28 protein-coding genes are annotated in these 23,612 nt (G+C 48.4%); all 28 read right to left on the reverse strand.

The genetic code is table 11. The annotated features are described in order from the left end of the window. Positions 1 to 127: 127 nt before the first annotated feature. Positions 128 to 826 (reverse strand): 30S ribosomal protein S2, encoded by a 699-nt coding sequence (rpsB, locus tag NYE54_RS22020; protein WP_036642081.1) that lies wholly within the window; start codon positions 824 to 826, stop codon positions 128 to 130. A gap of 239 nt (positions 827 to 1,065) precedes the next feature. Further along, positions 1,066 to 1,674, reverse strand: coding sequence for an endolytic transglycosylase MltG (locus NYE54_RS22025; protein ID WP_076324969.1), 609 nt, complete (start codon positions 1,672 to 1,674; stop codon positions 1,066 to 1,068). After that, positions 1,671 to 2,216, reverse strand: a complete 546-nt coding sequence (locus tag NYE54_RS22030; protein WP_339266209.1) for a hypothetical protein — start codon at positions 2,214 to 2,216, stop codon at positions 1,671 to 1,673. Before NYE54_RS22030 ends, NYE54_RS22025 begins: the two co-directional genes overlap by 4 nt. Positions 2,217 to 2,241: 25 nt before the next feature. Continuing rightward, a complete protein-coding gene (locus tag NYE54_RS22035) occupies positions 2,242 to 2,553 on the reverse strand; it encodes a hypothetical protein (protein ID WP_076324971.1) in 312 nt (103 codons plus the stop codon). Positions 2,554 to 2,611: 58 nt separating this feature from the next. Next, positions 2,612 to 4,021 (reverse strand): FapA family protein, encoded by a 1,410-nt coding sequence (locus NYE54_RS22040; protein ID WP_339266212.1) that lies wholly within the window; start codon positions 4,019 to 4,021, stop codon positions 2,612 to 2,614. Between the two features lie 30 nt (positions 4,022 to 4,051). Continuing rightward, positions 4,052 to 4,840 carry a FliA/WhiG family RNA polymerase sigma factor gene (locus tag NYE54_RS22045; RefSeq protein ID WP_071220103.1) on the reverse strand — a complete coding sequence of 263 codons (789 nt, stop codon included), beginning with the start codon at positions 4,838 to 4,840 and terminating at the stop codon, positions 4,052 to 4,054. A 15-nt stretch (positions 4,841 to 4,855) separates the two neighbouring features. After that, complete coding sequence (locus tag NYE54_RS22050) at positions 4,856 to 5,257, reverse strand: hypothetical protein (protein ID WP_098747017.1); 402 nt, start codon at positions 5,255 to 5,257, stop codon at positions 4,856 to 4,858. Between the two features lie 3 nt (positions 5,258 to 5,260). Continuing rightward, positions 5,261 to 5,758: a chemotaxis protein CheD gene (locus NYE54_RS22055; RefSeq protein ID WP_006211305.1), complete on the reverse strand. Its 498-nt coding sequence runs from the start codon at positions 5,756 to 5,758 to the stop codon at positions 5,261 to 5,263. Further along, positions 5,751 to 6,377, reverse strand: coding sequence for a chemotaxis protein CheC (locus tag NYE54_RS22060; protein ID WP_071220100.1), 627 nt, complete (start codon positions 6,375 to 6,377; stop codon positions 5,751 to 5,753). The genes NYE54_RS22055 and NYE54_RS22060 overlap by 8 nt, the downstream gene beginning before the upstream one ends. A gap of 3 nt (positions 6,378 to 6,380) precedes the next feature. Further along, positions 6,381 to 6,842, reverse strand: coding sequence for a chemotaxis protein CheW (locus NYE54_RS22065; RefSeq protein ID WP_076324974.1), 462 nt, complete (start codon positions 6,840 to 6,842; stop codon positions 6,381 to 6,383). Positions 6,843 to 6,895: 53 nt separating this feature from the next. Continuing rightward, complete coding sequence (locus tag NYE54_RS22070) at positions 6,896 to 8,965, reverse strand: chemotaxis protein CheA (protein WP_339266214.1); 2,070 nt, start codon at positions 8,963 to 8,965, stop codon at positions 6,896 to 6,898. A gap of 23 nt (positions 8,966 to 8,988) precedes the next feature. After that, a complete protein-coding gene (locus NYE54_RS22075; RefSeq protein WP_339266216.1) occupies positions 8,989 to 10,326 on the reverse strand; it encodes a chemotaxis response regulator protein-glutamate methylesterase in 1,338 nt (445 codons plus the stop codon). Between the two features lie 38 nt (positions 10,327 to 10,364). Then, positions 10,365 to 11,255, reverse strand: coding sequence for a MinD/ParA family protein (locus tag NYE54_RS22080; RefSeq protein ID WP_339266217.1), 891 nt, complete (start codon positions 11,253 to 11,255; stop codon positions 10,365 to 10,367). Next, positions 11,252 to 12,700: a flagellar biosynthesis protein FlhF gene (flhF, locus tag NYE54_RS22085; RefSeq protein ID WP_339266219.1), complete on the reverse strand. Its 1,449-nt coding sequence runs from the start codon at positions 12,698 to 12,700 to the stop codon at positions 11,252 to 11,254. Before flhF ends, NYE54_RS22080 begins: the two co-directional genes overlap by 4 nt. Next, positions 12,697 to 14,730 carry a flagellar biosynthesis protein FlhA gene (gene flhA / locus NYE54_RS22090; RefSeq protein ID WP_339266221.1) on the reverse strand — a complete coding sequence of 678 codons (2,034 nt, stop codon included), beginning with the start codon at positions 14,728 to 14,730 and terminating at the stop codon, positions 12,697 to 12,699. The genes flhF and flhA overlap by 4 nt, the downstream gene beginning before the upstream one ends. 24 nt (positions 14,731 to 14,754) lie before the next feature. Continuing rightward, positions 14,755 to 15,843, reverse strand: a complete 1,089-nt coding sequence (gene flhB / locus NYE54_RS22095; protein WP_098747031.1) for a flagellar biosynthesis protein FlhB — start codon at positions 15,841 to 15,843, stop codon at positions 14,755 to 14,757. A gap of 20 nt (positions 15,844 to 15,863) precedes the next feature. Further along, positions 15,864 to 16,652: a flagellar biosynthetic protein FliR gene (gene fliR / locus NYE54_RS22100; RefSeq protein ID WP_076324980.1), complete on the reverse strand. Its 789-nt coding sequence runs from the start codon at positions 16,650 to 16,652 to the stop codon at positions 15,864 to 15,866. An 11-nt stretch (positions 16,653 to 16,663) separates the two neighbouring features. Then, positions 16,664 to 16,933, reverse strand: a complete 270-nt coding sequence (gene fliQ, locus NYE54_RS22105; protein ID WP_009594725.1) for a flagellar biosynthesis protein FliQ — start codon at positions 16,931 to 16,933, stop codon at positions 16,664 to 16,666. 39 nt (positions 16,934 to 16,972) lie between these two features. Continuing rightward, on the reverse strand, positions 16,973 to 17,725 hold the full coding sequence (fliP, locus tag NYE54_RS22110) for a flagellar type III secretion system pore protein FliP (protein WP_076324981.1): 753 nt from the start codon (positions 17,723 to 17,725) through the stop codon (positions 16,973 to 16,975). Next, entirely contained in the window at positions 17,722 to 18,246 is a 525-nt protein-coding gene (locus NYE54_RS22115; RefSeq protein WP_076324982.1) for a flagellar biosynthetic protein FliO, read from the reverse strand. The genes fliP and NYE54_RS22115 overlap by 4 nt, the downstream gene beginning before the upstream one ends. Positions 18,247 to 18,257: 11 nt before the next feature. Continuing rightward, entirely contained in the window at positions 18,258 to 18,623 is a 366-nt protein-coding gene (locus tag NYE54_RS22120; protein ID WP_006211317.1) for a response regulator, read from the reverse strand. A gap of 29 nt (positions 18,624 to 18,652) precedes the next feature. Next, positions 18,653 to 19,912: a flagellar motor switch phosphatase FliY gene (gene fliY / locus NYE54_RS22125; RefSeq protein WP_339266224.1), complete on the reverse strand. Its 1,260-nt coding sequence runs from the start codon at positions 19,910 to 19,912 to the stop codon at positions 18,653 to 18,655. Beyond that, positions 19,902 to 20,900 carry a flagellar motor switch protein FliM gene (gene fliM / locus NYE54_RS22130; protein WP_076324984.1) on the reverse strand — a complete coding sequence of 333 codons (999 nt, stop codon included), beginning with the start codon at positions 20,898 to 20,900 and terminating at the stop codon, positions 19,902 to 19,904. Before fliM ends, fliY begins: the two co-directional genes overlap by 11 nt. Before the next feature lie 35 nt (positions 20,901 to 20,935). Further along, positions 20,936 to 21,400: a flagellar basal body-associated FliL family protein gene (locus tag NYE54_RS22135; RefSeq protein WP_339266225.1), complete on the reverse strand. Its 465-nt coding sequence runs from the start codon at positions 21,398 to 21,400 to the stop codon at positions 20,936 to 20,938. Then, entirely contained in the window at positions 21,397 to 21,621 is a 225-nt protein-coding gene (locus NYE54_RS22140; protein WP_009594749.1) for a flagellar FlbD family protein, read from the reverse strand. Before NYE54_RS22140 ends, NYE54_RS22135 begins: the two co-directional genes overlap by 4 nt. A gap of 51 nt (positions 21,622 to 21,672) precedes the next feature. Beyond that, a complete protein-coding gene (locus tag NYE54_RS22145) occupies positions 21,673 to 22,497 on the reverse strand; it encodes a flagellar hook-basal body complex protein (RefSeq protein ID WP_098747042.1) in 825 nt (274 codons plus the stop codon). A gap of 74 nt (positions 22,498 to 22,571) precedes the next feature. Then, positions 22,572 to 22,961: a TIGR02530 family flagellar biosynthesis protein gene (locus tag NYE54_RS22150; protein WP_098747045.1), complete on the reverse strand. Its 390-nt coding sequence runs from the start codon at positions 22,959 to 22,961 to the stop codon at positions 22,572 to 22,574. Further along, positions 22,958 to 23,611, reverse strand: a complete 654-nt coding sequence (locus tag NYE54_RS22155) for a flagellar hook capping FlgD N-terminal domain-containing protein (protein ID WP_098747047.1) — start codon at positions 23,609 to 23,611, stop codon at positions 22,958 to 22,960. Before NYE54_RS22155 ends, NYE54_RS22150 begins: the two co-directional genes overlap by 4 nt. Between the last annotated feature and the right edge of the window lies 1 nt (position 23,612).

The raw sequence follows: 23,612 nt of genomic DNA on the forward strand, positions 1-23,612 counted from the left end.
AGGCTCCAGATTCCACGCGTTATTCGCACGTCACCCGTTCTAACATCTTAAAAAAAGGGCAGTGAGAGGTTATACACCTACCAACCACCCTTTTCATTTAATTCATGATTTATACGTTTAATCCTGATTACGCAGTTGTTTCTTCGCCTTGGTGAGCTTCAACAACAGCATCGGCCATTTTACCAGTCAACAATTTAACAGCGCGAATCGCGTCATCGTTACCTGGGATTACATAGTCGATTTCATCCGGATCACAGTTCGTATCAACGATACCAACGATTGGGATACCCAATTTGCGAGCTTCCGCTACGGCGATACGCTCTTTGCGAGGATCGATAACGAACAATGCGCTTGGAAGACCCTTCATGTTCTTGATACCACCCAAGAATTTCTCAAGACGATCTTTCTCTTTGCGGAGAAGGATAACCTCTTTCTTAGGCAATACTTGGAACGTGCCGTCCTCTTCCCAAGCTTCGAGCTGCTTCAAGCGGTTAATACGCTTTTGGATCGTTTCGAAGTTAGTCAAAGTTCCGCCGAGCCAACGTTGGTTGATGTAGTACATACCGCAACGCTCTGCTTCTTCCTTCACGGAATCTTGAGCTTGTTTTTTCGTGCCGACGAACAGGATTGTACCGTTCTCTCCAGCTACGTTTTTCACGAAGTTGAATGCTTCTTCAACTTTCTTGACCGTTTTTTGCAGGTCGATGATGTAGATACCGTTTCTTTCAGTGAAGATAAATTTATCCATTTTCGGGTTCCAGCGACGAGTCTGGTGACCGAAGTGTACGCCAGCTTCCAAAAGCTGTTTCATGGAAATTACTGCCATCTTCACGCACCTCCTAGGTTTGGTTTTTGTGTGTCCCTCCGCCAAGATCATTTTTCATTAAGACTCCCAATCCTGGAAGCACCCTCAACGAAATCACTCTAGCGTGTGTTTTAACACCGTCAATTACTATAACATAACCATGGGCAGGTTGCAATGTCTTTTGTGTACTTGATCAGGTCCATTCCATCAACGGCTGCAACCAGATCCTGTAAAGAAAAAAACCACTCTCAACCGAAGAGCTAGTTGGAGGGTTTTGCTGTGATTTTGGTTATGATCGAATTGTAGCTCTCGCCTGCTGTGAACGAATATGTACCGCTTTGGATCATGGTATTGATCTTTTTCTCGGTTGCCTTATTAATGAATGCTTGTTTGTTATCAATGACGCCAGCACGCAAAAGACTGTTTGCCACATCACTGAGATTATTTCCAGCTGGAATATTCACTTTGATAGGCGCTTCCGCTTTGGCTGGCGTTTTCGGCTTCGCCGGATCCGTCACTTTGAGAGTAGATTCCTGTTTCTTATCCACGCCCGCTTCAGGCTTCTCCGGCTGCTGCGGTGCTTCCGGCTTGTCCGTTCCCGTCTTCCGTGCAGGATCGGCCCCTTCTTCGGACTCACCAGCGCTCTCACCAAGCCTCTTCTCTTCCCACTGCTCCGCCGTCATCAGCTCGTCCGAACCTTCGACAACTTGCATGTCCAAAGCTTCCGCTGCAGCCATCAGCTGCTCCTTCGTTAACTCCTGCGTCTCCGATGCGGCTGTGCCTTGACCGATCCACATCAGCTGAAGCAGTACCGCGCCGATCACGAGACCGCTCCCCAGGCCCATCATAAATGTACGGTTCTTGATCACACGGATTCCTCCTGTTTGGCCAACTGGATAATAAGTTGAACTTCGCCTCGCTGAAGACCCGTGGTCTTGGCAATCATATCGATGGACTTTCCTTGTTCATATAGATCAAACAGCTCCGCGTATCTGGATTTGATGGAATGGACAAGTGGTGCAGGCTCAGCTTCGGAAGCCGCTGCAGCCTCTCCTGCAGACAAAGAAGCGGCCGCAGTCGTTTGCGCCAGCTTCTCTTCCGCTGTTCGAAGACGCGTTTGCGATTCGGTCATTTTCTGCTCCATGGCCAGCATGCGCTGCCGCAAATCACTGACCTGCTCTTGATGTGCTTGCTGCTTGGCATCAAGATCTTTCTTCATCTGACCAACCAGTTCCAGCAGCTGTTCGTTCTCGTGCTGGATTTCCGCCATATATCCTTCAAGCGTGTTCTCCACTTCTTTTACAACCCGCTCGCTGGACACGGCCTCTTCACGACGTTTCGGCAGCATAAAAGCATACAGCACGGCGGCAATGCCAAGCAGCACGATATATATCCATGGTTTCAAATCCATTAACTCCTTTGTGCCTATAAATTATCTAGAGCGAAACATCGAAATTTTTGCCTTTATAGGGATGCTCTGCCGGCTGCTCCAATGTCTCGCCCGTTTCCGCCGTTCCCCGACCTTGTTGCTGCCCAGAGGATTGACGGCTCCCGTCATCGCGCACGGCTGTTTCCGCCGTCTCACTCACTTCAGTACTTCGCTGGGCTTCCGCACGGCTGTTCTTGGATAACTCACCCGCAAGCAGCGTCTGATCATTCATCGGGCGCTGCTGGGATTCATTATGCATCTTACCCGCTTCATTGGTTCTGGGGACCGCAATTTGCATCTCAACCGATTTCAAACTCAATGGAATCACCTCATGATATAGGATCATGTCCACAAGCATTTAAAACGTCTGTTCTGTCCTACAAGAGCGGTACCATAGTGATATCCCCTTCATGATAGTAAAAAGAAACCCGCTGCGTGGGATCCTTAACAAAGCGGGTATACCGCCCTATGACAATTTTGGCACCGCCGTAGATCGTCTTTACCACATTCACTCTTGCTTTGCCGGTATCCTCAAGCATCTTCTCGATTTCCAGCATTCGGTCCTTAATATCGGATTGTTCTGCCATGTTTGATTTTTTGGTGGCATTCAGTTTGATTCGCAGCGCCAGCTTGTCTGGCGACAAATGACCCGAGGAAGCTAACTGATTCAGAAGATAAAGCGCTTTATCGGTTTTATCCATACTTTCCAATGACTGTTTCAATTGGGCTCTAAGATCCGACAGTTCATTCCGCAGCTCGGGGAGAACACCAACTTCAATTACGGTAGCTGTCGACATGCTGTTTCCGATCGTTCGGGCAACCACTTTTTCACCCGCCTGCAAAATGCCGCCTACCACAAGGCCCTTCATACCGTTGCATTCGATATTCCGGACCGCCCGGATATTGGAGTGCATGATGCTCTGCGAGACAAATACGCTAGCGCCGGCTATGACGTTTCCATCCTGGATGAACGAGCTTTTGACATCCTGACCCGCCTTGACATAACCCTTGTTATAACCGATGATTCCGCCGGATATATCGATCGAGCCTTCAGCCTCCAGCTCGGCTCCTTCCACAAAGCCAGTGACTCGGATGTCCCCTGCTGCCTTGATTCTGAATCCAGTCAGCACATTGCCGCGAATGACCACCGTGCCGACAAAGTCGATATTGCCTATACTGTAATCAACATCTCCGTTAATCTCATATACCGGAAACACATTGATTTTTCCCTTTTCGGTTTTGGTGAGGAGTCCGTCAATTGCAGCGTACATGGCGGTTTTCTCGGCGTTAACAACGACGTTCTTCCCAACCTTGAAATGAGCTTCCTTTCCCGGTTTGCTCGGAATCTCCTCTCCGGTCACCGCCGTTCCAGGGACTCCCTTCGTTGGCGGGATTCGGGTGGCAAGCAGCTGCCCCTTCTTTACATTATTTAAACGAATCACTTCTTTATAATCCACTTTGCCATCTTCGATCTCAAGCGGCTTCAGATTCGTCTCATTCCCAAAATTAACGGTAAATTCGATTCTGCCGTTCTGTCCGTGCATAGGTTCCGTTCCCATTGCAATCGGCGTTCTACTATATTGATATTCCTCCGCATGATCTGCGATTCGCCGCAACGTATCATGTTGAAGTCCATATCGTATCTGGTGACTTCTCAGAAATTGTTCAAGAGCTTCTACAGAACAAGAGAAATCCTTCTCCCATTTGGTGAACTGTATATAGGCGACGACCTTGTCATCCGATAGCGTAACGCTAAAGTACTGATCCAATGCATAATCTACAGACAATCCAGGAACCCCCTTCATATATGGCAAGCGTCAATCGTTTTGCATCAGCAAATCCCGATCTTTATCGAGCGCGCCCCGAAGTCTCAAAATCGCTTTGGAATGAAGCTGAGATATTCGTGAAGGTGATAGCGACATCACTTCAGCAATTTCGCTGAGTGATAAATCCTCATAATATAATAAGGAAACTACGGTCCGCTCTTTCGGGGTTAATTTACCGATACCCTTCATCAGGGCTTCTCGCAGGTAAAATTCATGGACCTTGTGATCCGGATTTTTCGCTTTCTCATCAACCAGGAGCGACATTCGGGTCTCAGACTCCTCCTCGCGGATCGGATCCTCCAGAGATGTCAATGTCATGACTGCTACTTCCTGCAGCATGTGCCGGAATTCCTTCTCGGTCACGTCAAGGTAATCACTCATCTCGGAATCACTGACGCTGCGTAAATACTTCTGTTCCAACTGCTGATATGCAGTTTCAATCTTCTTCGCCTTCTCGCGGACAGAGCGCGGCACCCAGTCCCCCTGGCGCAGCGAGTCCAGAATAGCCCCACGCACACGCCAAGAAGCATAGGTTTCGAATTGCAGGCCTCGTTTGTAATCAAACTTCTCGATGGCGTCAATCAGACCCATTACCCCATTGCTGGCCAAATCTCCCTTAGAAACGTTCTTCGGAAGACCGATTGCCAAACGGCTTGAAACATAGTCAACGATGTGCAAATGATATTCGATTAGTTTCTTCTTCGCTTCATGGTCTCCATCTTCCTTCCATGCGCTCCATAAATCCGCATGGTTTAGCACAGAAGCTTTACGTTCGTCCAATTGCCTTCACCCTCCTTATTTTTCCGTAAGGTGACGAACGGCCTTGGCCAGTTCTTCGGGTTCTTTCGTTGAAACCAGCTTAGGAGGATTTAGCGGTACAAAGTCTCCATTCTCTTTGCTGCTGGATTCGGAATGGATTAAATCCATCAATTCCCGATCCTCATCAGGCGTGGATAAATCAAGAACAGTTCCTCGGTCTTGCTCCCGCTGCGTGTCGGCGTCCCCTTGAACAGTGGCTCGCGGACCCGTAATGGCAGCAAACATCCAATTCAACAGGAACGCCAGAAGAAACCAAATCGCACATGCAAGGAGAGCCCGATACATGCTAGTCATCCACAGATTGTTACGTATGGAGAAAATAAATGTGAACACAAACCCGGCAATTCCAGTCATCAGATAAAAACGAAGTTTTCCCATTAGCTACAATTCCTTTATGCCCTTTTGTACGCTTCGTATTGTAAACTTACCCGTTGCACAGTCCAACTCAACGGTTCTTCCGTAATTTCCTCCGGTATCCTCGGCAATTAGCGTTATCCCCATCTGCTCGAGCCCAGCCTTGCAGGACTCCACATTACGAGGACCAATGCGCATGGTGTCACCGGAGCCGGCAAAAGCAAACATTTGGGCTCCCCCCGCCATTTTGGCTACCATACGTGCCGGGGAAGCACCCAAATTCCTCATCTTGTTCAACAGGATCGGAAGAGCCGTATCGGCGTATTTTGCCAGGTTTAGCTGCCCTTCTCTGGCAATCGCTGAAGATGGAAGCATCACATGCGCCATTCCACCAATCTTCGTCACCGGATCATACAACGTCAGTCCGACGCACGAGCCGAGTCCCGTTGTACGTAAAATACCGTTTGGACCTGCGACGTTCAGATCCGCCATGGCTACTTTCACTATGCTTTGTTCTTCAATCATGCTCTAAGGGCACTCCTAAAGCTTCGAAAATTTGAGCAAATGATTGTGGATCAGGTATGAGGAAGAACTGGCCTTCCACCTCGTTCTGCCCTTCTAGGAACGTCGTGTTGATTAAGAGGGCATCGTCTCCCATTTCTCCGAACTGCAGCAGTCCATAACTTAAGATGGCACCTGCCATATCCATCGCGAGAGCTGGCACCGTAGGTGTCATGGACAGATTGGTCAAATCAGCGAGCGACGATAAGTACGAGCCTGACAATATATTTCCGATCTCACATAATGCGGACTGCTCCATCTCGGAGAATTGCTCCTCATCCGACACTTCAAAGCCCGCCAGATTCTGCAGCAAATTCTTCCCGGCTTCCGGACTCATAATAAAGAAGAGATTTCCCGGCGCACTGCCTTCTACCCGTAAAAATACGGCAAGAACGAGTTGTTCGCTCCCTCCTACACTTTCGGCAATCTGTTCAAAAGGCAGGAGTTGAACTTTGGGAACAGCCATATCAATCGGTTTGTTAAGCAAGCGGGAGAGGGCGGTTGCCGCATTGCCCGCTCCGATGTTTCCAACTTCCTTCAAAACATCCATTTTGATTTCCTTGCCATGCTTAAACAGCTCCACTGTCTACTCCTCAAGGCCTTCCAGCTGAATAATCTCACTTTTGTTCAGCACTTCGGACAGATTCAGCATGACGAGAAGGCGCTCCTCTCCTACCTTCGCGACACCGCGAAGATATTTCGCTTTTATTCCGCCGACAACCTCAGGTGGATTGTCAATGCTGTCCGTATTCAAATCGATGACATCACTTGCGGAATCCACGATAAAACCTACCTGCATGTCATTGACCGCCACGATGATAACCCGCGTTTGATCGGTTGCTTCAACCTCTTCCAATCCAAAGCGGCCGCGCAGATTGATTACAGGAATGACGACGCCGCGTAGATTAATAACCCCTTTTACGAAAGCATAGGTCTTGGGAACACGCGTAATGGGCATCATTCGCTCAATGGTCTGAACCTTGTCTACCTCGATGCCGTATTCTTCCTCGCCAAGTCTAAAGACAATAACCTTGATTTCTTCTCCCATGAATAAGTCCTCCTTCAAAATGTGTGGCCTGCCGCCTGAGTTATAGCAACCTGTTATTTGATAAATGCATTTGCGTCAATAATGAGAGCGACTTGTCCATCCCCTAGAATGGTTGCTCCGGATACTCCCTGAATGGCAGGCAGATATTTACCCAAATTCTTAATGACGATTTCACTCTGTCCGATAAAATCATCGATGGTAAGTGCCGCCAGACGATCCCCTTTGCGGATTACAACGATCTCTGTTTCTTCTTCCAGCTCCTCATCAAAATCCGGAATTTCAAACAAGCGGCTGAGCGAGATGACCGGAATCAGCGATTCTCGGAACTGGATCATGCGACTGCCGTGAACATGTTTGATTTGGCCACGCTTGATGATGCCCGTTTCAACAATGGAGGAAAGCGGAATCGCATATTTTTCAGATCCCATCCGGATTAACATAGCTGCAATGATAGACAGCGTTAATGGAAGCTGAACGGAAAAGTTCGTGCCTTTCCCCGGTGTCGAGTAGATGGTGACGTTACCGCCCAGGGCAACTATTTTGGATTTAACAACGTCGAGCCCAACACCTCGGCCGGATACATCCGAAATTTTCTCTGCGGTGCTGAATCCCGGTGCGAACAGCAGTTGATTGACCTCGTCATCGGTCATGGTCGCTGCTTCGGCCTCTGTCACAACGCCTTTTGCCAGCGCGTTCTTTAGAATTTTGTCACGGTAAATGCCGCGTCCGTCATCTTCAATCTCAATGAAAACATTGTTGCCGCTATGAAACGCACGCAGATGCACGGTACCGGTCTCCGGTTTACCAGCAGCGATGCGGTCGGCAACAGGTTCGACACCATGGTCAGCCGAGTTGCGCAGCAAGTGGACCAGCGGGTCACCAATCTCATCAATAACCGTACGATCCAGCTCCGTCTCTGCTCCGGTAATAATCAAATCAATCTTCTTGTCCAGTGTTTTAGCAAGGTCACGCACCATCCTTGGGAAACGATTAAACACCGTATCTACAGGAACCATGCGCAGCTTCAGGACGATATTCTGCAAATCGCTGCTCACGCGGCTCATATGCTCAACGGTGTCCGTCAGCTCCTGATTCTTGGACTCACTGGCCAATTGCTCTAGCCGTACCCGGTCAATCAGCAGCTCACTGAACAGATTCATTAATACATCCAGCCGCTCAATATCAACCCGGATCGTTCTCGAAGGATTACCTCCCCCTGCATTTCGGGCAGGTGCCTTGGACTCTTTGGCAGGCGCTGAAGGACTCTTGGCTTCCGGTGAAGCCACAGCCGCTGGAGCTGCCTCTGAAACTTGCGGTTTGACAGCTTCTGCTGTTGCCGCACTCTCCTGAACCATTTGCTGCAAAGATTCATGATCGAGCGCCACAACCGTAGTAGTCTCGATCTCCGAAACGCCCAGAATCTGGCTTTCAATGTCTTGCGTTTCTCTTTGCGTTATGTAATATAACGAAAATACGCGATCGAATTCACCTTGTTCAATCTCTTGAACGTCCGGATACGTTTTGACGATTTCCCCGGATCTTTCCAGCGTTTCGAATACCATGTAGGCACGAACCGCCTTGAGTTGGCAATCCTCTCGCAATGTCACTTGTATATATAAAACCTTATGTCCTTCCGAAATTGATTGATCAAGCACGGAAAATTGAAACTCATCCAATTCAATTCCTTGGACGGCCACAGCGGAGTTATCTCCTTCGGCAGCTGCCCCTCCAGACGAAGCTCCTTCACCACGTACAATCGACTGCAAGGAAGCCACGATTGAGGAAACATCCGCTTTCCCGTCTCCGCCTTCGGTAATATCCTGCACCATCGATTCAAGAGCGTCCAAGCTTTTGAAGAGCGTGTCAAAGATAAAATCCTGCATCTTTAGCTTTTCGTTCCGGACAAGATCCAGCACGTTTTCCATCTGGTGGGTAAGTGAAGCCAGATCTTCGTATCCCATCGTTGCTGCCATACCCTTCAACGTATGAGCCGATCGGAAAATAATCTGTACGATCCCGATATCGTCCGGGTTGCTTTCTAATTGAAGCATGTTTTCATTTAATGATTGCAGATGATCATTTGACTCATCAATAAACATTGTCAAATATTGATTCATGTCCATTGAGAGACACCTCCTCTTCAAGTTCACTTTCCGTTATTTACAGCTTGAACCATTCTAGGTGCAATATCATGAAGTGGCAGAACGTGGCTTACGCAACCGAGCTCAACAGCTGATCTTGGCATCCCGTATACGACGCAGGTTTGCTCGCTCTCCGCATAGGTGGATGTCACTCCTGAATCGTAAAGCTTCTTCATCATTCTCGCTCCATCGCTTCCCATGCCGGTCATCAGCACCGCATGACGTTTGATCATGGTCAACGGCAGTAGGGATTCGAACAGCACATCTACAGACGGACGGTGACCATTGCGAGTCTCATCCTGACTGATCCTGATTTGGTAAGCGCCGCTGTCCGAGCGGTAAACCCTCATATGGCTGCCCCCCGGTGCAATGTAGGCTTTCCCCGGTTCCAATACCATCCCTTGTTCTGCTTCCATGACCTCCAGCTGACTGAATGAATTCAAGCGCTGTGCAAGCGATCTGGTAAAACTCGGCGGCATATGTTGAACGATGACAATCGGGGCACAGAAGTCGCCGGGAATGGGCTCGAGAAAAGCTTTCAATGCTCTTGGCCCGCCGGTGGAGCAGCCCACCGCAACCAAATCCGTCAATTCCGTTGTCTGCGGTATCTTGGCTTCACGGAGCTGATGACCCTCGTTCTCTGGAAGCACGACTGGAGCTAAGTCTGCAACAGGCTTACGATCTGCCCGTTTTCTCTTTGAACCAGAGGGCTCGGCGCCGTCCGTAACAGTAGGCATCTTCTTCTCAACAGTCCGAGCTGACGGCAAACGAGGCGAATCCATTCGCTTGCTCCGTTGGTCAGTCTCGCGGACCGTCGTTCGCGTCTCATTCAGCTGCGGCTTCTTGTTCAGCGTTTTGTCAGAAGGCTTTGGCGAAAGAGGAACCGTTATGTCCGCACTCCGTCGTCTCTGCTCTTCTTCTTCCCACAATGCCCTCCGCTGTTTAGCCTGCATCGCCGCATTCAGTTGCTTCATTAGTTCTGAACGCACCTGCTCAATATCAAGCGCATTAGAAATGGAAGGCTTTCGTATAAAATCAAATGCTCCTGCCTCAAGGGCAAGAATGGTCTCTTTCATGCCTTGCTCATTAATGCCGGACAACATAATGACCGGACGGGGGCCCGATTCCATAATGAACTTCAGAGCATCCAGGCCGTTCATTTCCGGCATTTCTACATCCAGTGTAATGACATCCGGATTCAATTCCTTTACTTTCCGAACGGCGTCAAGCCCGTTATCAGCTGTTCCGACAACCTGAAAAGATGGGTCACGCTCGATGAAATCGGAAAAGATTTTCCTCATAAATGCGGAATCGTCAACGACAAGCACACGAAAAGGCTTCATAGATGTCCACCTCAGTTTCCATTAATCCAAGCAAAGAATCATTTCGTACGTTTGAGCCACCGATGCATAAATCCTTTGATTCCCTTCGGAGCTTTCGGCTCTGTGGCAGCAGGAACGGTCATGTAGCGAAGCGCGATCCGTCTGATATCACTAGAGGCATTACATCGCGGATAAGCTGCTGTAAATGGGACCTGCCGCTTAACCGCCTGAACAACATGCGTATCATCGGCAATCGAGCCGAGCAGCTTGATGTCAATATCAAGGAAACGCTGGGCCGTCAAAATAATTTTGTTTGCTGCCTCCCGAGCCTCCTGTTCATCACCCGCACGATTGACAATTAGGCTGAACGGAACCTGGTTTTCCGTGCCGTGCACCACCTTGATTAAGGCATAAGCATCCGTAATGGATGTCGGTTCCGGCGTCGTGACGACAAGGCATTGATCAGCGGACGTAATAAACCTCATATTTTCCTTGGACAAGCCAGCTCCCGTGTCAAAAATGATATAGTCCATTTCCGAGGAAATAATTTCAATCTGTGAAATAAAATAATTCATTTCCTCTTCAGACAGGGACATCATGTCAGCCAAACCGGAACCTCCGGCAATGTAAGGAAGCTTGTCCGGTCCATATTGAATTACTTCTTCAATGCTCTTCTCCCGGCGAATGAGATGATACAAGCTGTACCGAGAGCTCACGCCCATAAGAACGTCAATGTTTGCCATCCCGATATCGGCATCAAACACCAATACCTTTTTGCCCATCGACTGTAAAGTCAGCGCAAAATTCAGTGTGAAATTGGATTTCCCAACCCCGCCTTTACCGCTGCTGACCGTAATAATCTTGGCCGTTCTTGGAGATGCTGCCTTATCGCTGTTCCCTGATTGCTGAGAAGAAACAAGCTGGCGGAGCGATTGAGCTTGATCCGTCATGTACGAATCTCTCCCAGCAGTAGATGGCATAACCGCTCGCTGTCGGCCATCAACAGATCATCCGGCACATTTTGACCATTGGTCATATAGGACAAGCGAAGGTTATGGGCATCTATCAGATTAAACAAGGAGCCGTAACTGCCGGTCTCATCCATCTTCGTGAAGATGACCTTATCGAGTTCGTATTTGCTGAAATGATCCGCGATTTCTATCATATCGCTGCTCTTGGAGGTCAGGCTGAGCACAAGATAGGTTTCGCTTTGATCGGAATGGGAGAACAGGCTTTGAAGCTCGGAAACGAGCAGCTCGTTCCGATAGTTCCGGCCTGCTGTATCCATCAACACCAAATCACAATCCTGCAGCTTCTGAAGGGCTCGCTGCATATCACCAGGCGATTGCACGACTTCCATCGGCACATTGAGAATGGATGCATAAGTACGCAGCTGTTCAACGGCAGATATCCGATACGTATCGGAAGTAATAAAACCTACCTTGCGTTGGTTACGGAACAGCTGCTCTGCAGCGATCTTCGCGATCGTGGTAGTCTTACCGACCCCTGTCGGTCCAGCGATATATACAATCCGCGTCTCGGGTTGAACGCCGCCGCCGATACGCCCCTCAAGGAACGCCTCAGCTTGCTTGTAAATCACGTTCTGCAGCTCGGCCTCACTCATCTGCATATGATTAGCTTTCCAGGCTTCCTCCGCAGCTGTAAGCCACTCTTCCGTCAGTTTGGCCGAAAGATCCTGCTTGAGCAGTTGATCCCGAATGAAATGCAGCGGCTCAGGAAGATGCTGCGCTTCAAGATTTTGCCTGGATAATCGCGCAATCCATTCCTTCATTTCCTTAAGTTCTTCAAGGACTCTTTGTTCGGATTCGCTAATTCCTAGACGGGAACTTAAAGACTCCTCCTGTCCACCACGGGATGATTGAACCGATTGAACAGATTCAACGGAAGCTGCTGTTTCCGTTTGATCGTTTCGCATCGCTGCTTGTGCAGCTGCTGCAGGCTGTTGCACATGGCCCACTTCGTTCTTTTGCCTGTTAACTTCCTCCTCGGAAGCTGCAACCTGGCTCAGAATCTCGGCAAAACGACTATAGTCATCCTCATGCTGTACGCCGGAAGCTGTATCCGTGTTACTCGCAGAGTTCGTGGAGGTCTGTGTACCGGGCTTCGAGATTTCAGCCGTTCGTTGATAAGCCTTGGGTACAGCACCAGAAGGTACAGCAGGCAGAACTTTGGACTTCATCGGAGCAGAACCTTTGGATTTCTCCGCTTGCTCTACTGCCGCGATCACCTCGATCTTCTTACGGGTAAACATCCCCAGGAATCCGCCTACCTTGGTTTCCTTCGTACTCAGTATGACGGCATCCGCACCCAAATCCGTACGAATGTGCTGCATCGCCTCAGGCATCGTGTCGACGATATACCTCTTCACTCTCATAAGTTCACCACTCCGACACTTTGAATTTCGACGTTCGGCTCCAGCTCACTATAGGACAACACCGGAATATCCTGCATGCTTCGTTCAATGACCTGCCTTAAATACATTCTTATGGCCGGTGAGGTAAGCAGAACAGGCTGCTGTCCCATCTGAATGATCCGGTTAACCTGTTCACTGAGCTTCTGAAACACACTCTGTGTCGATGCCGGGTCCATAGCGAGATAGCTTCCTTGGTCACTCTGCTGGATGCTTTCGGCGATCTTCTTCTCCAGCTGCGGTCCAACCGTGATAACCCGCATGGCCTCGCCCTCTTGAGCATATTGCTGTGTAATTTGGCGAGAGAGGGCTTGTCTAACATATTCGGTAAGGACATCGGGATCTTTCGAATAATGTCCGTAATCCGCAAGGGTCTCGAGAATTGTGACCATGTCCCGGATTGAGATTTTTTCGCGGAGCAGCTTAGCCAATACCTTCTGTACTTCTCCAATGGTCAGCACAGAAGGAATAAGCTCGTCCACAAGGACCGGATAGCTTTCTCTAATATTGTCAACCAATGCCTTGGTCTCCTGGCGCCCAATCAGCTCATGGGCATGTCTCTTAATTAACTCAGTCAAATGGGTAGCCACAACAGATGGTGGATCGACAACCGTATAGCCGGCAAGATCCGCTCGCTCTTTCATGGCTTCATCTATCCAAAGAGCAGGAAGCCCGAATGCCGGTTCGGTCGTTTCGATCCCCGTTACGGAATCATCCTCGTACCCAGGGCTCATGGCGAGATAGTGATTTAATAATAATTCACCACCGCCGACAGCATTCCCTTTTATTTTTATGACATATTCATTCGGTTTTAGTTGAATATTGTCGCGAATTCGGATAACCGGTACGACGAGTCCCAGCTCAAGTGCGCATTGTCTCCGAATCATAATGATCCGGTCCAATAAATCTCCACCTTGCTGCGCGTCTGCGAGCGGAATCAACCCATACCCGAATTCGAATTCGATCGGGTCCACCTGAAGCAGGTTGATCACACTTTCCGGACTTCGAACCTCTTCGATTTGCTGTTCCTCCTCCAACTGCTCCACTTCGACCTGCTTGCGATCCAGATTGTTTTGCATCCTCCGTGCCGCAATGAATAAGATGAGAGCAATCGGTGCGGTCGTAATCAGATGAATGGGTGTGAAAATCCCTAGCAACAGAACGGTACCTGAAACAATGTACAATAGATGAGGGTAGGAGAAGAGTTGCCCTGTTAGATCCTCCGCCAGGTTCCCTTCCGAAGAGGCTCTTGTAACAATCAAGCCCGCTGCAGTGGAAATCAGAAGCGCCGGAATCTGACTGACCAATCCGTCCCCGATCGTCAGGATGGAGTAAGTGCTCATCGCGTCTCCGAATGACATTCCATGAATAGAGATCCCGATGATAAACCCGCCGATCAGGTTGATCAGCATGATGACAATCGTGGCGATGGCATCACCCTTAACGAATTTACTTGCACCATCCATAGCCCCGTAAAAATCGGCTTCCCGCTCGATTTTTCTTCTGCGCTCCCTGGCTTGCTGCTCATTGATCAAACCTGCGTTCAAATCCGCATCGATACTCATCTGTTTACCAGGCATCGCATCGAGCGTAAATCTTGCCGCAACCTCGGCTACCCGCTCCGAGCCTTTGGTAATGACGATGAACTGTACGACAACGAGAATCAAAAAGACGATGAAGCCAACCGCAATTTCACCATTCGCTATCCACTTACCAAACGTGGCTACAACCTCACCTGCGCTAGCTTCCGACAGGATCAGCTTCGTTGTCGAAATGTTAAGCGCTACACGAAACAGTGTCGTGATGAGCAATAAGGAAGGGAAAATGGAGAAGTCCAGGGCTTCCTTCGTATTCATGGCCACCAGCAAAATAATAAGCGCCAGCGAGACATTGATAATCAGGAGTACATCGAGCAGCCATACCGGGATCGGAAGAATCATCATGAGTACGATGCCAATGACACCCGCAAGGACAGATAGATCTTTTATTTTCACTGCACTGACGCCTCCGGTCCCTAATTATTTCACTTTACCTTTTAGTTTATATACATAGGCCAGCACTTCCGCTACGGCCTGGAACAGGTCTCCCGGAATCGAATCCCCGATTTCCGACCGTTGGTACAAAGCGCGTGCCAGCGGCTTGTTTTCCATCGTTATAATTCCGTGTTCCTTCGCTATTTCTTTAATCCGCAAGGCCATGAAATCCTGGCCCTTCGCAATGATCTGCGGAGCTTCCATCATGGACCCGTCATATTTGATCGCCACTGCAAAGTGGGTCGGGTTTGTGATGATAACGTCGGCATTCGGAACTTCCTGCATCATCCGCTGAAGTGCCATCCGACGCTGGCGTTCCCTGATCTTTCCCTTAATCAGCGGATCGCCCTCCATCTTCTTGTACTCGTCTTTGATGTCCTGTTTGGACATTCGAATGTTTTTTTCGTAATCATATTTCTGATACATATAATCCAGAATGGCTAGAATAATCAGCCCGATGGCAATCTTGAAACCCAGTGACATGGTGATATCGGCCACGAAATGAAAAATGGTGTCGGGTCCCATCGTTGACAAGGAAGATAGTCCTTCCCTCGCAGCCCACAAGGTGGTGTACACGAGGTAACCGATGATGGTCAATTTAATGACCGATTTCAAAAATTCGACCAAGGAACGCATCGAGAATATGTTCTTGAACCCTTTGATGGGATCGATTTTACTGAACTTCATTTTCAAAGTCTCGCCCGTCAGCATAAACCCGACCTGCAAATAATTAGCCACCAGCGCAATAACGAACACCGAGATAAACAACGGAGCCAGCAGAAGCAAGATTTGGACACCGTACTCCCCAAATAACTGCATCACATTGTCTTTCGTAACGTCCATGGAGAGCCGATTAATATAAATGTCGGTGAATAATCGAACGATGCGGTCTCTCATATACCCGCCGAAAATTAACAAGCAAAAGAATGCGGCCAGCAAAACCGATGCACCCGATACCTCCATACTCTTGGCAACTTGGCCTTTCTTACGCGTATCCTGGCGTTTCTTCGGTGTGGCTTTCTCCGTCTTTTCACCAGCGAAAAGCTGTAAGTCGACCGGATACCGGTATGACATCCGCTTCACCTCCATCCTCCTTAAGTCGGCCCGTCTCCAATAACGCCGAGCAACTGCCGGAGTGCTTCAAACATTTTGGCAAACAGATGATCAAATAGTGATACCAGCATCGGCATGAGCAGCATCAGCAGCACGAGTCCAACGATGATTTTGATGATAATACCTATAACAAATACATTGAACTGCGGTGCCGTCCTTGCAAGAAAGCCAAGCCCGACATCGGTCAGGAACAGGGCTGCTACCAGTGGAGCGGCCATTTGAAGTGCCAATACAAAAGAGTGCGAGAATGTCCGTACGAGAAAATCCGTTACATTGCCGTCATGGATCTTCCCAAACACATCACCCGTAATCGGAATCCAATCATAGCTGTACATGATCGCATCGAGCAGATAATGGTGACCATTCATGCTCAGGAATACCAGTAGAGCCAGATAATACTTGAAGGTACCGATTAATGGGGTTGAAGTCCCTGTAAATGGATCGATGACATTGGCCATGCTGAACCCGATCTGAATATCAATTAATGCTCCTGCCGTTTGGACGACGGTCATAATAAGATAAGCAGTGAAACCAAGAAGCAGTCCCACCAATACTTCCTGGACAATCAATATGACATAAGACAGATCTTGCGGAACCACTTCTCCGAGCCCGAACGAAAAATATACGATCAGGGCAATGATGGCCGAAAGGCCTATTTTGTAAGAAGCAGGTATCCCACGTGAAGTAAACACTGGCGATATTACAAAAAAAGCTGTTATTCGACAAAAAATAAGCATGAAAACAGGTAAACTTTGCTGTAACCATTCCATGGACACTCAGCCTATCCGATATATTTGTAGAGATTGTCCAAAATCCCGTGGGTAAAATCCACTAACGTCGTTAATATCCAAGGACCAAACAGCAGTAATGCTACAAGAACAATAATAATTTTTGGTACGAAAGCCAGCGTCTGTTCCTGGATTTGTGTTGTCGCTTGAAAAATACTGATGATAAGTCCGACAACCAGTGCGAGAACCAGCATCGGTGCGCTCACCTGGAGCACAATATAGACCGCTTGTCCTGCCAGACCGATAATAAATTCAGCGCTCACGGCGAGTCCCCCTGTATTCGAATTACTTGCCGCTTATTGCTACGTGTTAAAGCTCATCAGCATGGATTTCACGACCAGATACCAGCCGTCTACCAAAACGAAGAGCAAAATCTTGAATGGCAGCGAGATCATAACTGGCGGCAGCATCATCATACCCATCGCCATCAGCACGCTGGCAACCACGATATCGATGACCAGAAACGGAATGAAGATCATAAAGCCCATTTGAAAGCCAGTCTTCAGCTCACTAATGGCAAATGCCGGTACCAAAACCGTTAACGGAATATCCTCGTAAGATTCGGGTTTCTCTGCGCCTGTGTAATTCATGAACAACAACAGATCCTTTTCCCGTGTGTGCGCGAACATGAACTTCTTCATTGGATCTTGAGCCTTATCCAGCGCTTCCGCTTGAGTAATCTCACCTTTTAGGTAGGGCTGGAGCGCTACATCATTCATCGACGACAACGTTGGAGCCATTACGAATAAGGTAAGAAACAGGGCCAGGCCGATCAACACTTGGTTTGGCGGTGTTTGCTGTGTGCCGAGCGAAGTGCGTACAAAGCCAAGCACGATAACAATCCTTGTAAAACTAGTCATCAGCACCAGTATCGCCGGTGCAATGCTAAGAATGGTGATCAGGAGTATCAAGGACAAGGAGCTTGTCCCCGGTGTGTCTCCCTCATTGCCGATTTGAATATCGATGTTTGGAATCGGATCCGCAAATGCCGTATGGGAAAACAGAAATCCAAACAATATGAAAATCGCGATAGCGTACGAGATCTTTTTATTCATGAATCTTTTTGATCCTCCCGCAGCAATTCTTCGACCTTTTCTTTCCGGTTCGGTACGCTGCGCAGCTTGGATTCGAACACTTCATGGAAAGAAGATGTATCGTCCAATTCCATTTCTTCCGGTGGTTTGCCTTTACGGAGTTTTGCCGCCAATTTCGTTATGAAAGGCGGCAGTGCCCCATTATGTATTCCAGAATCCTGTTCAAATGCAGCTTGGATAAGCGCAACTTCAGCTGGATCAGAAATTTTGTCCACCAACCGGACGTCTTCGCCAACTCCGATCACATAGATGATGCCCCCAATTTCGACGAGCTGAAGGGACTTGTTAGGGCCCATCCCAACCGCACCCAAAGTACGAATGGAGCGGCCCTGCATCCAGCTCTGATTCTTTCTGCTGAGAAAGCGAATCAGGAACACGATCAACGCAACGATGATGGCAAGTACGATAAAGACATAAAATAACTGTAAATAATACCCGGTAGTACTACTTGAGCTTAATCCATCAGAAGCTGCCATCATCATAAGAAGAATCCTTATACGCCAAGCGTCTTATTGATGGCTTCAATGACTCTGTCCGATTGGAACGGTTTAACAATAAAGTCCTTGGCTCCAGCTTGAATCGCATCAATAACCATCGCTTGTTGGCCCATGGCAGAGCACATAATCACTTTTGCGTTCGCATCGACTTTTTTAATCTCTTTCAGCGCTGCGATACCATCCATTTCCGGCATCGTAATATCCATCGTAATCAGATCTGGACGAAGTTCTTTAAATTTCTCGATTGCTTGCGCACCGTCCTGTGCTTCTCCCACAACCTCGAATCCGTTCTTGACCAATATGTCACGGATCATCATTCTCATAAATGCAGCATCGTCCACAATCAGAATTCGGTTAGCCATTGATAAAAATCCTCCCTAAAATGTTTGTGCTATTGTAATTTTTGAATCCGGTCCCATTGGCTTACGATATCCGTCACGCGTACACCAAAGTTCTCATCGATGACAACGACCTCGCCTTTGGCAATCAGTTTATGATTGACAAGGATGTCTACAGGCTCACCGGCAAGCTTGTCCAACTCGATGATCGAACCTTGTGACATTTCCAGGATATCCTTAATTTGCTTTTGAGTCCTCCCTAATTCTACGGTGACTTTAAGGGGAATGTCCATCAGTAAGTTCAGATTGTTTTCATCCACCTGGGTGTATGGCGCAGATTGCAGATTAGCGAACTGTACGGGCTGTACATTCACATTGCGATTTGGCATGCCGCCATACTGTTGCGGCTGCCCTTGGTAAGGCATCTGCGGCTGTCCATATGGCATGGATTGCGGGATCTGTCCTCCCTGTCCTTGCACTGGCTGGCCGTAGCCTTGTCCGTAGTCGAATCCTTGGCCCATGTCATTGCCATTAACAGGGTTAGCCGGTGCTTGAGCCGGTTCCTGTGTACTGACAGGCGCTTCCACCGTCGGCGCGGCTTCCTGCTTCGCAGGCTGCGGCTCTTCCGTCCCGTTGATAAGCATGTGAACCATATCCTTGGAAAAATGAACGGGAAGCAGCTGCATAATGGTTGAATCAATAAGGTCACCGATAATTAATCGGAATGAAATCTTAATCAATGTCTCATCCGGCGGAAGGTTGTTAACCCCTTCACCATTGGCCATGTTCAGAATGTCAATGCCTGGCGGCGATATATTGACAAACCGGTTAAAAATCGTTGACATGCTCGTTGCGGAAGAGCCCATCATCTGGTTCATCGCTTCCTGAACGGCACTGATATGAATCTCGTTGAGTTCCTCTTCCACGGGGTTGCCTTCCCCGCCTAACATCAGATCAGCAATGACCTGAGCATCACGTGTTTTAATGACTAGAGAGTTAATTCCTTCAAATCCATCCACATAAGTAACATGTACCGCTACATGCGGCTTCGGAAATTCTTCCTCAAACTCGCTTCGCTTAATGATCGACACTTTGGGTGTCGTGATATCCACTTTTTTGCCCAGCAAGGTAGACAGAGCGGTTGCAGCACTTCCAAAGGTAATGTTACCAATCTCACCAAGCGCGTCCTGCTCTAGAGGTGTTAATACATCATCGACAGTCGCCGCCGAAGGAATTGATGCTGGTGATGCCATTTCCGACTGTTTTAACAAAGCGTCGATTTCTTCCTGGGATAAATAGTCTTTACTCGTCAAATTCTTCAGCTCCTTCGATGACAATTTCATCGATTTGTACAGCAACCCGGTCTTTTATCGTTCCGGGACTGCCAATAAACTTTAATCTGTCCCCAACCTTTATGGAAAGTCCATCATGCATCGGTTTGTTTAATGAGATGACGTCGCCGACACTCAGTCCTAAAAATTCGGACACCGTAAGCTGTGAAACACCCAGCTCGGCAACAATCGGAAGCTTGGCTTTACTTACACGCTGCTTAAGAGCATCTACTTCCTCTGGAACACTCGCTTTTTTCTCCGAGATAAACCACTGATGCGCCGATAGCTTGGACATGATCGGTTCCAGCACCACATGCGGGATACACAGATTAATCATCCCCGTGGTATCGCCGATTTTGGTGCTAAGGGAAATTAGCGCAATGGTTTCGTTCGGAGAAACGATCTGCATAAATTGCGGATTCGTTTCCAATGCCTCAAGGCGCGGTGAGATGTCCAGCACCGTTTTCCACGCTTCCTGCAGACTATCGAATGCCCGGCTGAAAATGCGCTCCATGATGATTGTCTCGATTTCGGTCATCGAGCTGACGGAAGAAGGAGCAATACCCGTTCCTCCCAGCAAACGGTCCAGCATCGCGTAAGCAATGTTCGGATGGACCTCAAGCACCATGCGCCCGACAAGCGGTTCCGCCTCGAATATATTAAGAACTGTCATTTTGGGTATGGAGCGAATAAATTCATCATATGGAAGCTGTTCAACCTGCACCACATTGATTTGCACAAAAGTACGTAATTGCGCTGAGAAATAAGTAGTCAGATATCGTGCAAAATTCTCGTGAATGCGGGTCAAGCTCCGAATATGATCCTTGGAAAACCGGAGTGCCCTCTTAAAATCATAAGAACGAATTTTCTTTTGCGTTTCCTCTTTTTTCAGTTCTTCAGCATCCATTTCCCCTGAAGAGAGAGCGGCCAATAAGGCATCGATCTCATTCTGCGATAAAACATCAACCATCTACTCACCCCCTTACAGGTCGTCCGACGAACAGTCTAGATACCTACGATCATTACTTCTGTCATTTCGATTTGAATTAACTGCCCGGACGTTAACGACTTATTGATCAGGTTCTGCAGCTTGCCAATAAACTGTTCGCGCCCTTTGGAGTCATTAAGCAACTCGGGTTTCGTGTCGGCCAACGTTTTGATAATAATCGGTTTGATTTTAATCTCCTTGATTTTATCGAATTCTTCCTTTGCTTTTTTGTCATTAAGCTGAAAAGCAAAGGCCATCTGGGCAATATGTTCAGGATCAGCGAGATTCGTCTTGATCCCGGTGATTTCCGAGGTCATCTTGACGATCTCATCGGCTGACAACTTGGATAAAGCCGCTGCATTAGCCGAAGCCTGACTTTTACTGTTATCGCCAAGCAGTTTGTCCGACAACAGGAAGATCGCCACAACGATCAGCGTAATGGATAACAGGATCGTAATTAACCAGGGGAGCATCTTTTTCATGAAGGTTCCTCCAATTGCTGCACTTTAATGGTAGCTTGATGAATGCCTACCTCGTGATGATACGCCTTAACGGAAGCGATGATTTCATTTGCACTTTCAAGCACAATCATGCGCTTTCCATTAATCAATGTAATGTAGGTGTCAGGAGTCTCCTCAACCATTTCTATCAACAGCGCGTTAAGCCACAACTGCGAACCATTTAACCTCGTTACCGATATCATGGACAGCCTCCTTGTTTAATGAGGGAGGGGGCTCCCCCTCCCTCTCCATCCTTATCGTTTCAGATTGACAACTTCTTGAAGCACTTCGTCCGAAGTAGTGATAATCCGGGAGTTGGCTTGGAAGCCGCGCTGAGCAACGATCATTTCAGAGAATTCGCCTGTCAGGTCAACGTTGGACATTTCGAGCTGACCGGCAATAATCGCACCAGTTCCTTCTTCAGCATTATTCCCTTCAAACATAACGGCATCCAGATCGCCATCAGGAACTGCATTCAGGGTCACGCGATACATATTGCCGCCGATTTTCTCAAGACCTTCCGGATTCGGTACTTTCGCAACGCCAATGATGGCTCCCTCTTCCGTTGATCCGTCACTCATCTTCTGAATAATGGCGCCGTTTTGCGCAATCGTGAATGCTGTTACATCATCGCCCAACTGGATAGGCTCACCTGTCGCATCGAGAACAAGCATACCGTCAGACGTTACCAGGTTGCGTGCCACGTCCACATGGAAATCGCCTGCACGGGTCAAGAAAGGCACATCTTGATCCTCACTAAGCTTCACCATGAAAAAACCGTCTCCGTCGATTCTCAGGTCCGTTGGATTCGGAGACATCATCGCGCTGCCTGGGGTATGCATGGTATCAATCGAACCGATCGATACACCAAGACCAACCTGCTTTGCGTTTACACCACCGGATGGATCGTCGGTTCCCGGCGTGACACCGGACATCGTTTGACTTAGTACGTCTTTAAACATCACTCGTCCCGCTTTAAACCCAACCGTGTTTACGTTGGCAATGTTATTACCAATGACATCAAGCTTGGTTTGGAAACCTCTCATTCCGGAAATACCGGAATACATGGATCTTAACATCGATTTTCCTCCTTTTGTTATGGACCGCTTCTGTCGATCAGCGGCCGCCTGGCTTCCTCACGGGCCAGCCAGATTTATGAAATAATAACTGCACTATCAATTTGCGTAAATACGTTATCCTTCATCGCTTTGCCATCCATTGCAGTGACCACGGTCCGATTCGGAATATTCACAATCAGAGCCATATCTTTCATCAAAATGAGAGATTCCTTGCTCCCCTTCGCTGCAGCTTTGTCCACAGCGCTCTGGATCTGCGCAAGCTGATCACTCTTCAATTCAATGCCGCGCTGCTGAAGTCTCTTCGCCGCATGGTTGCTGATTTTAAGAAGATTCTCACTTAAGAGTTCCTGAAACGTGCCCGCGGGTGGATTTACCAGAGCTTGTGCTGGTTTTCGTTCATTGTGAAGCGCTGCGGGATGTATTTTTCCAGGGTATAAATGGCCTATCATCATGCGGTCACTCATGGCGCTGTTCCCCCAGGCTCTTCTCCCCCTTGTCCGGGATCTCCGGCTTCAGGAACTGACGGATCGGGATTGCCTGTTTCGGGTACGGAAGGATCCGGATTGTTTGTTACAGGATCTGTTGGGCCCTGATTACTGGTGTCAGGTACAGAAGGACCCGGATTGTTTATTTCAGGATCTGTCGGACCTGAATTCAATGCATCTGGATCATTCTCGGTTACAGCGTTCTCGATTTTCACAATCTGGTCAAGCGATACTTCACTGTCACCGACTTTGGCATAATGGACGCCTTCACGAACAATGATGGAATCTACGATACCGCTCTTCATGACGGACTCCGAACCATCCTCCGGCTTGAACATCCAGCTGATCTGTTTACCGATCAAACTTGAAGCAGCGCCCAGAGACTGACTCATTGCCGTTAATTGAGTATTGATATTCATCAGCTGCTCCAGGGAAGTAAACTGGGCCATTTGGGCAATAAACTCCCGGTCCTGCATCGGCTGAAGCGGATCCTGGTGCCTTAATTGCGTAATCAGGATGCTCAGGAACTGATCCTTTCCAAGCTCCTGGCCGTTTCCGTTTTTACTGCTGACATTCCCTTTAGCATAGTTGGGCCACATATTTTTCGTAGATACCGGATTAGTTGCCATC

Source organism: Paenibacillus sp. FSL K6-1330 (assembly GCF_037976825.1).
In the GTDB taxonomy this organism is placed as follows: domain Bacteria; phylum Bacillota; class Bacilli; order Paenibacillales; family Paenibacillaceae; genus Paenibacillus_AQ.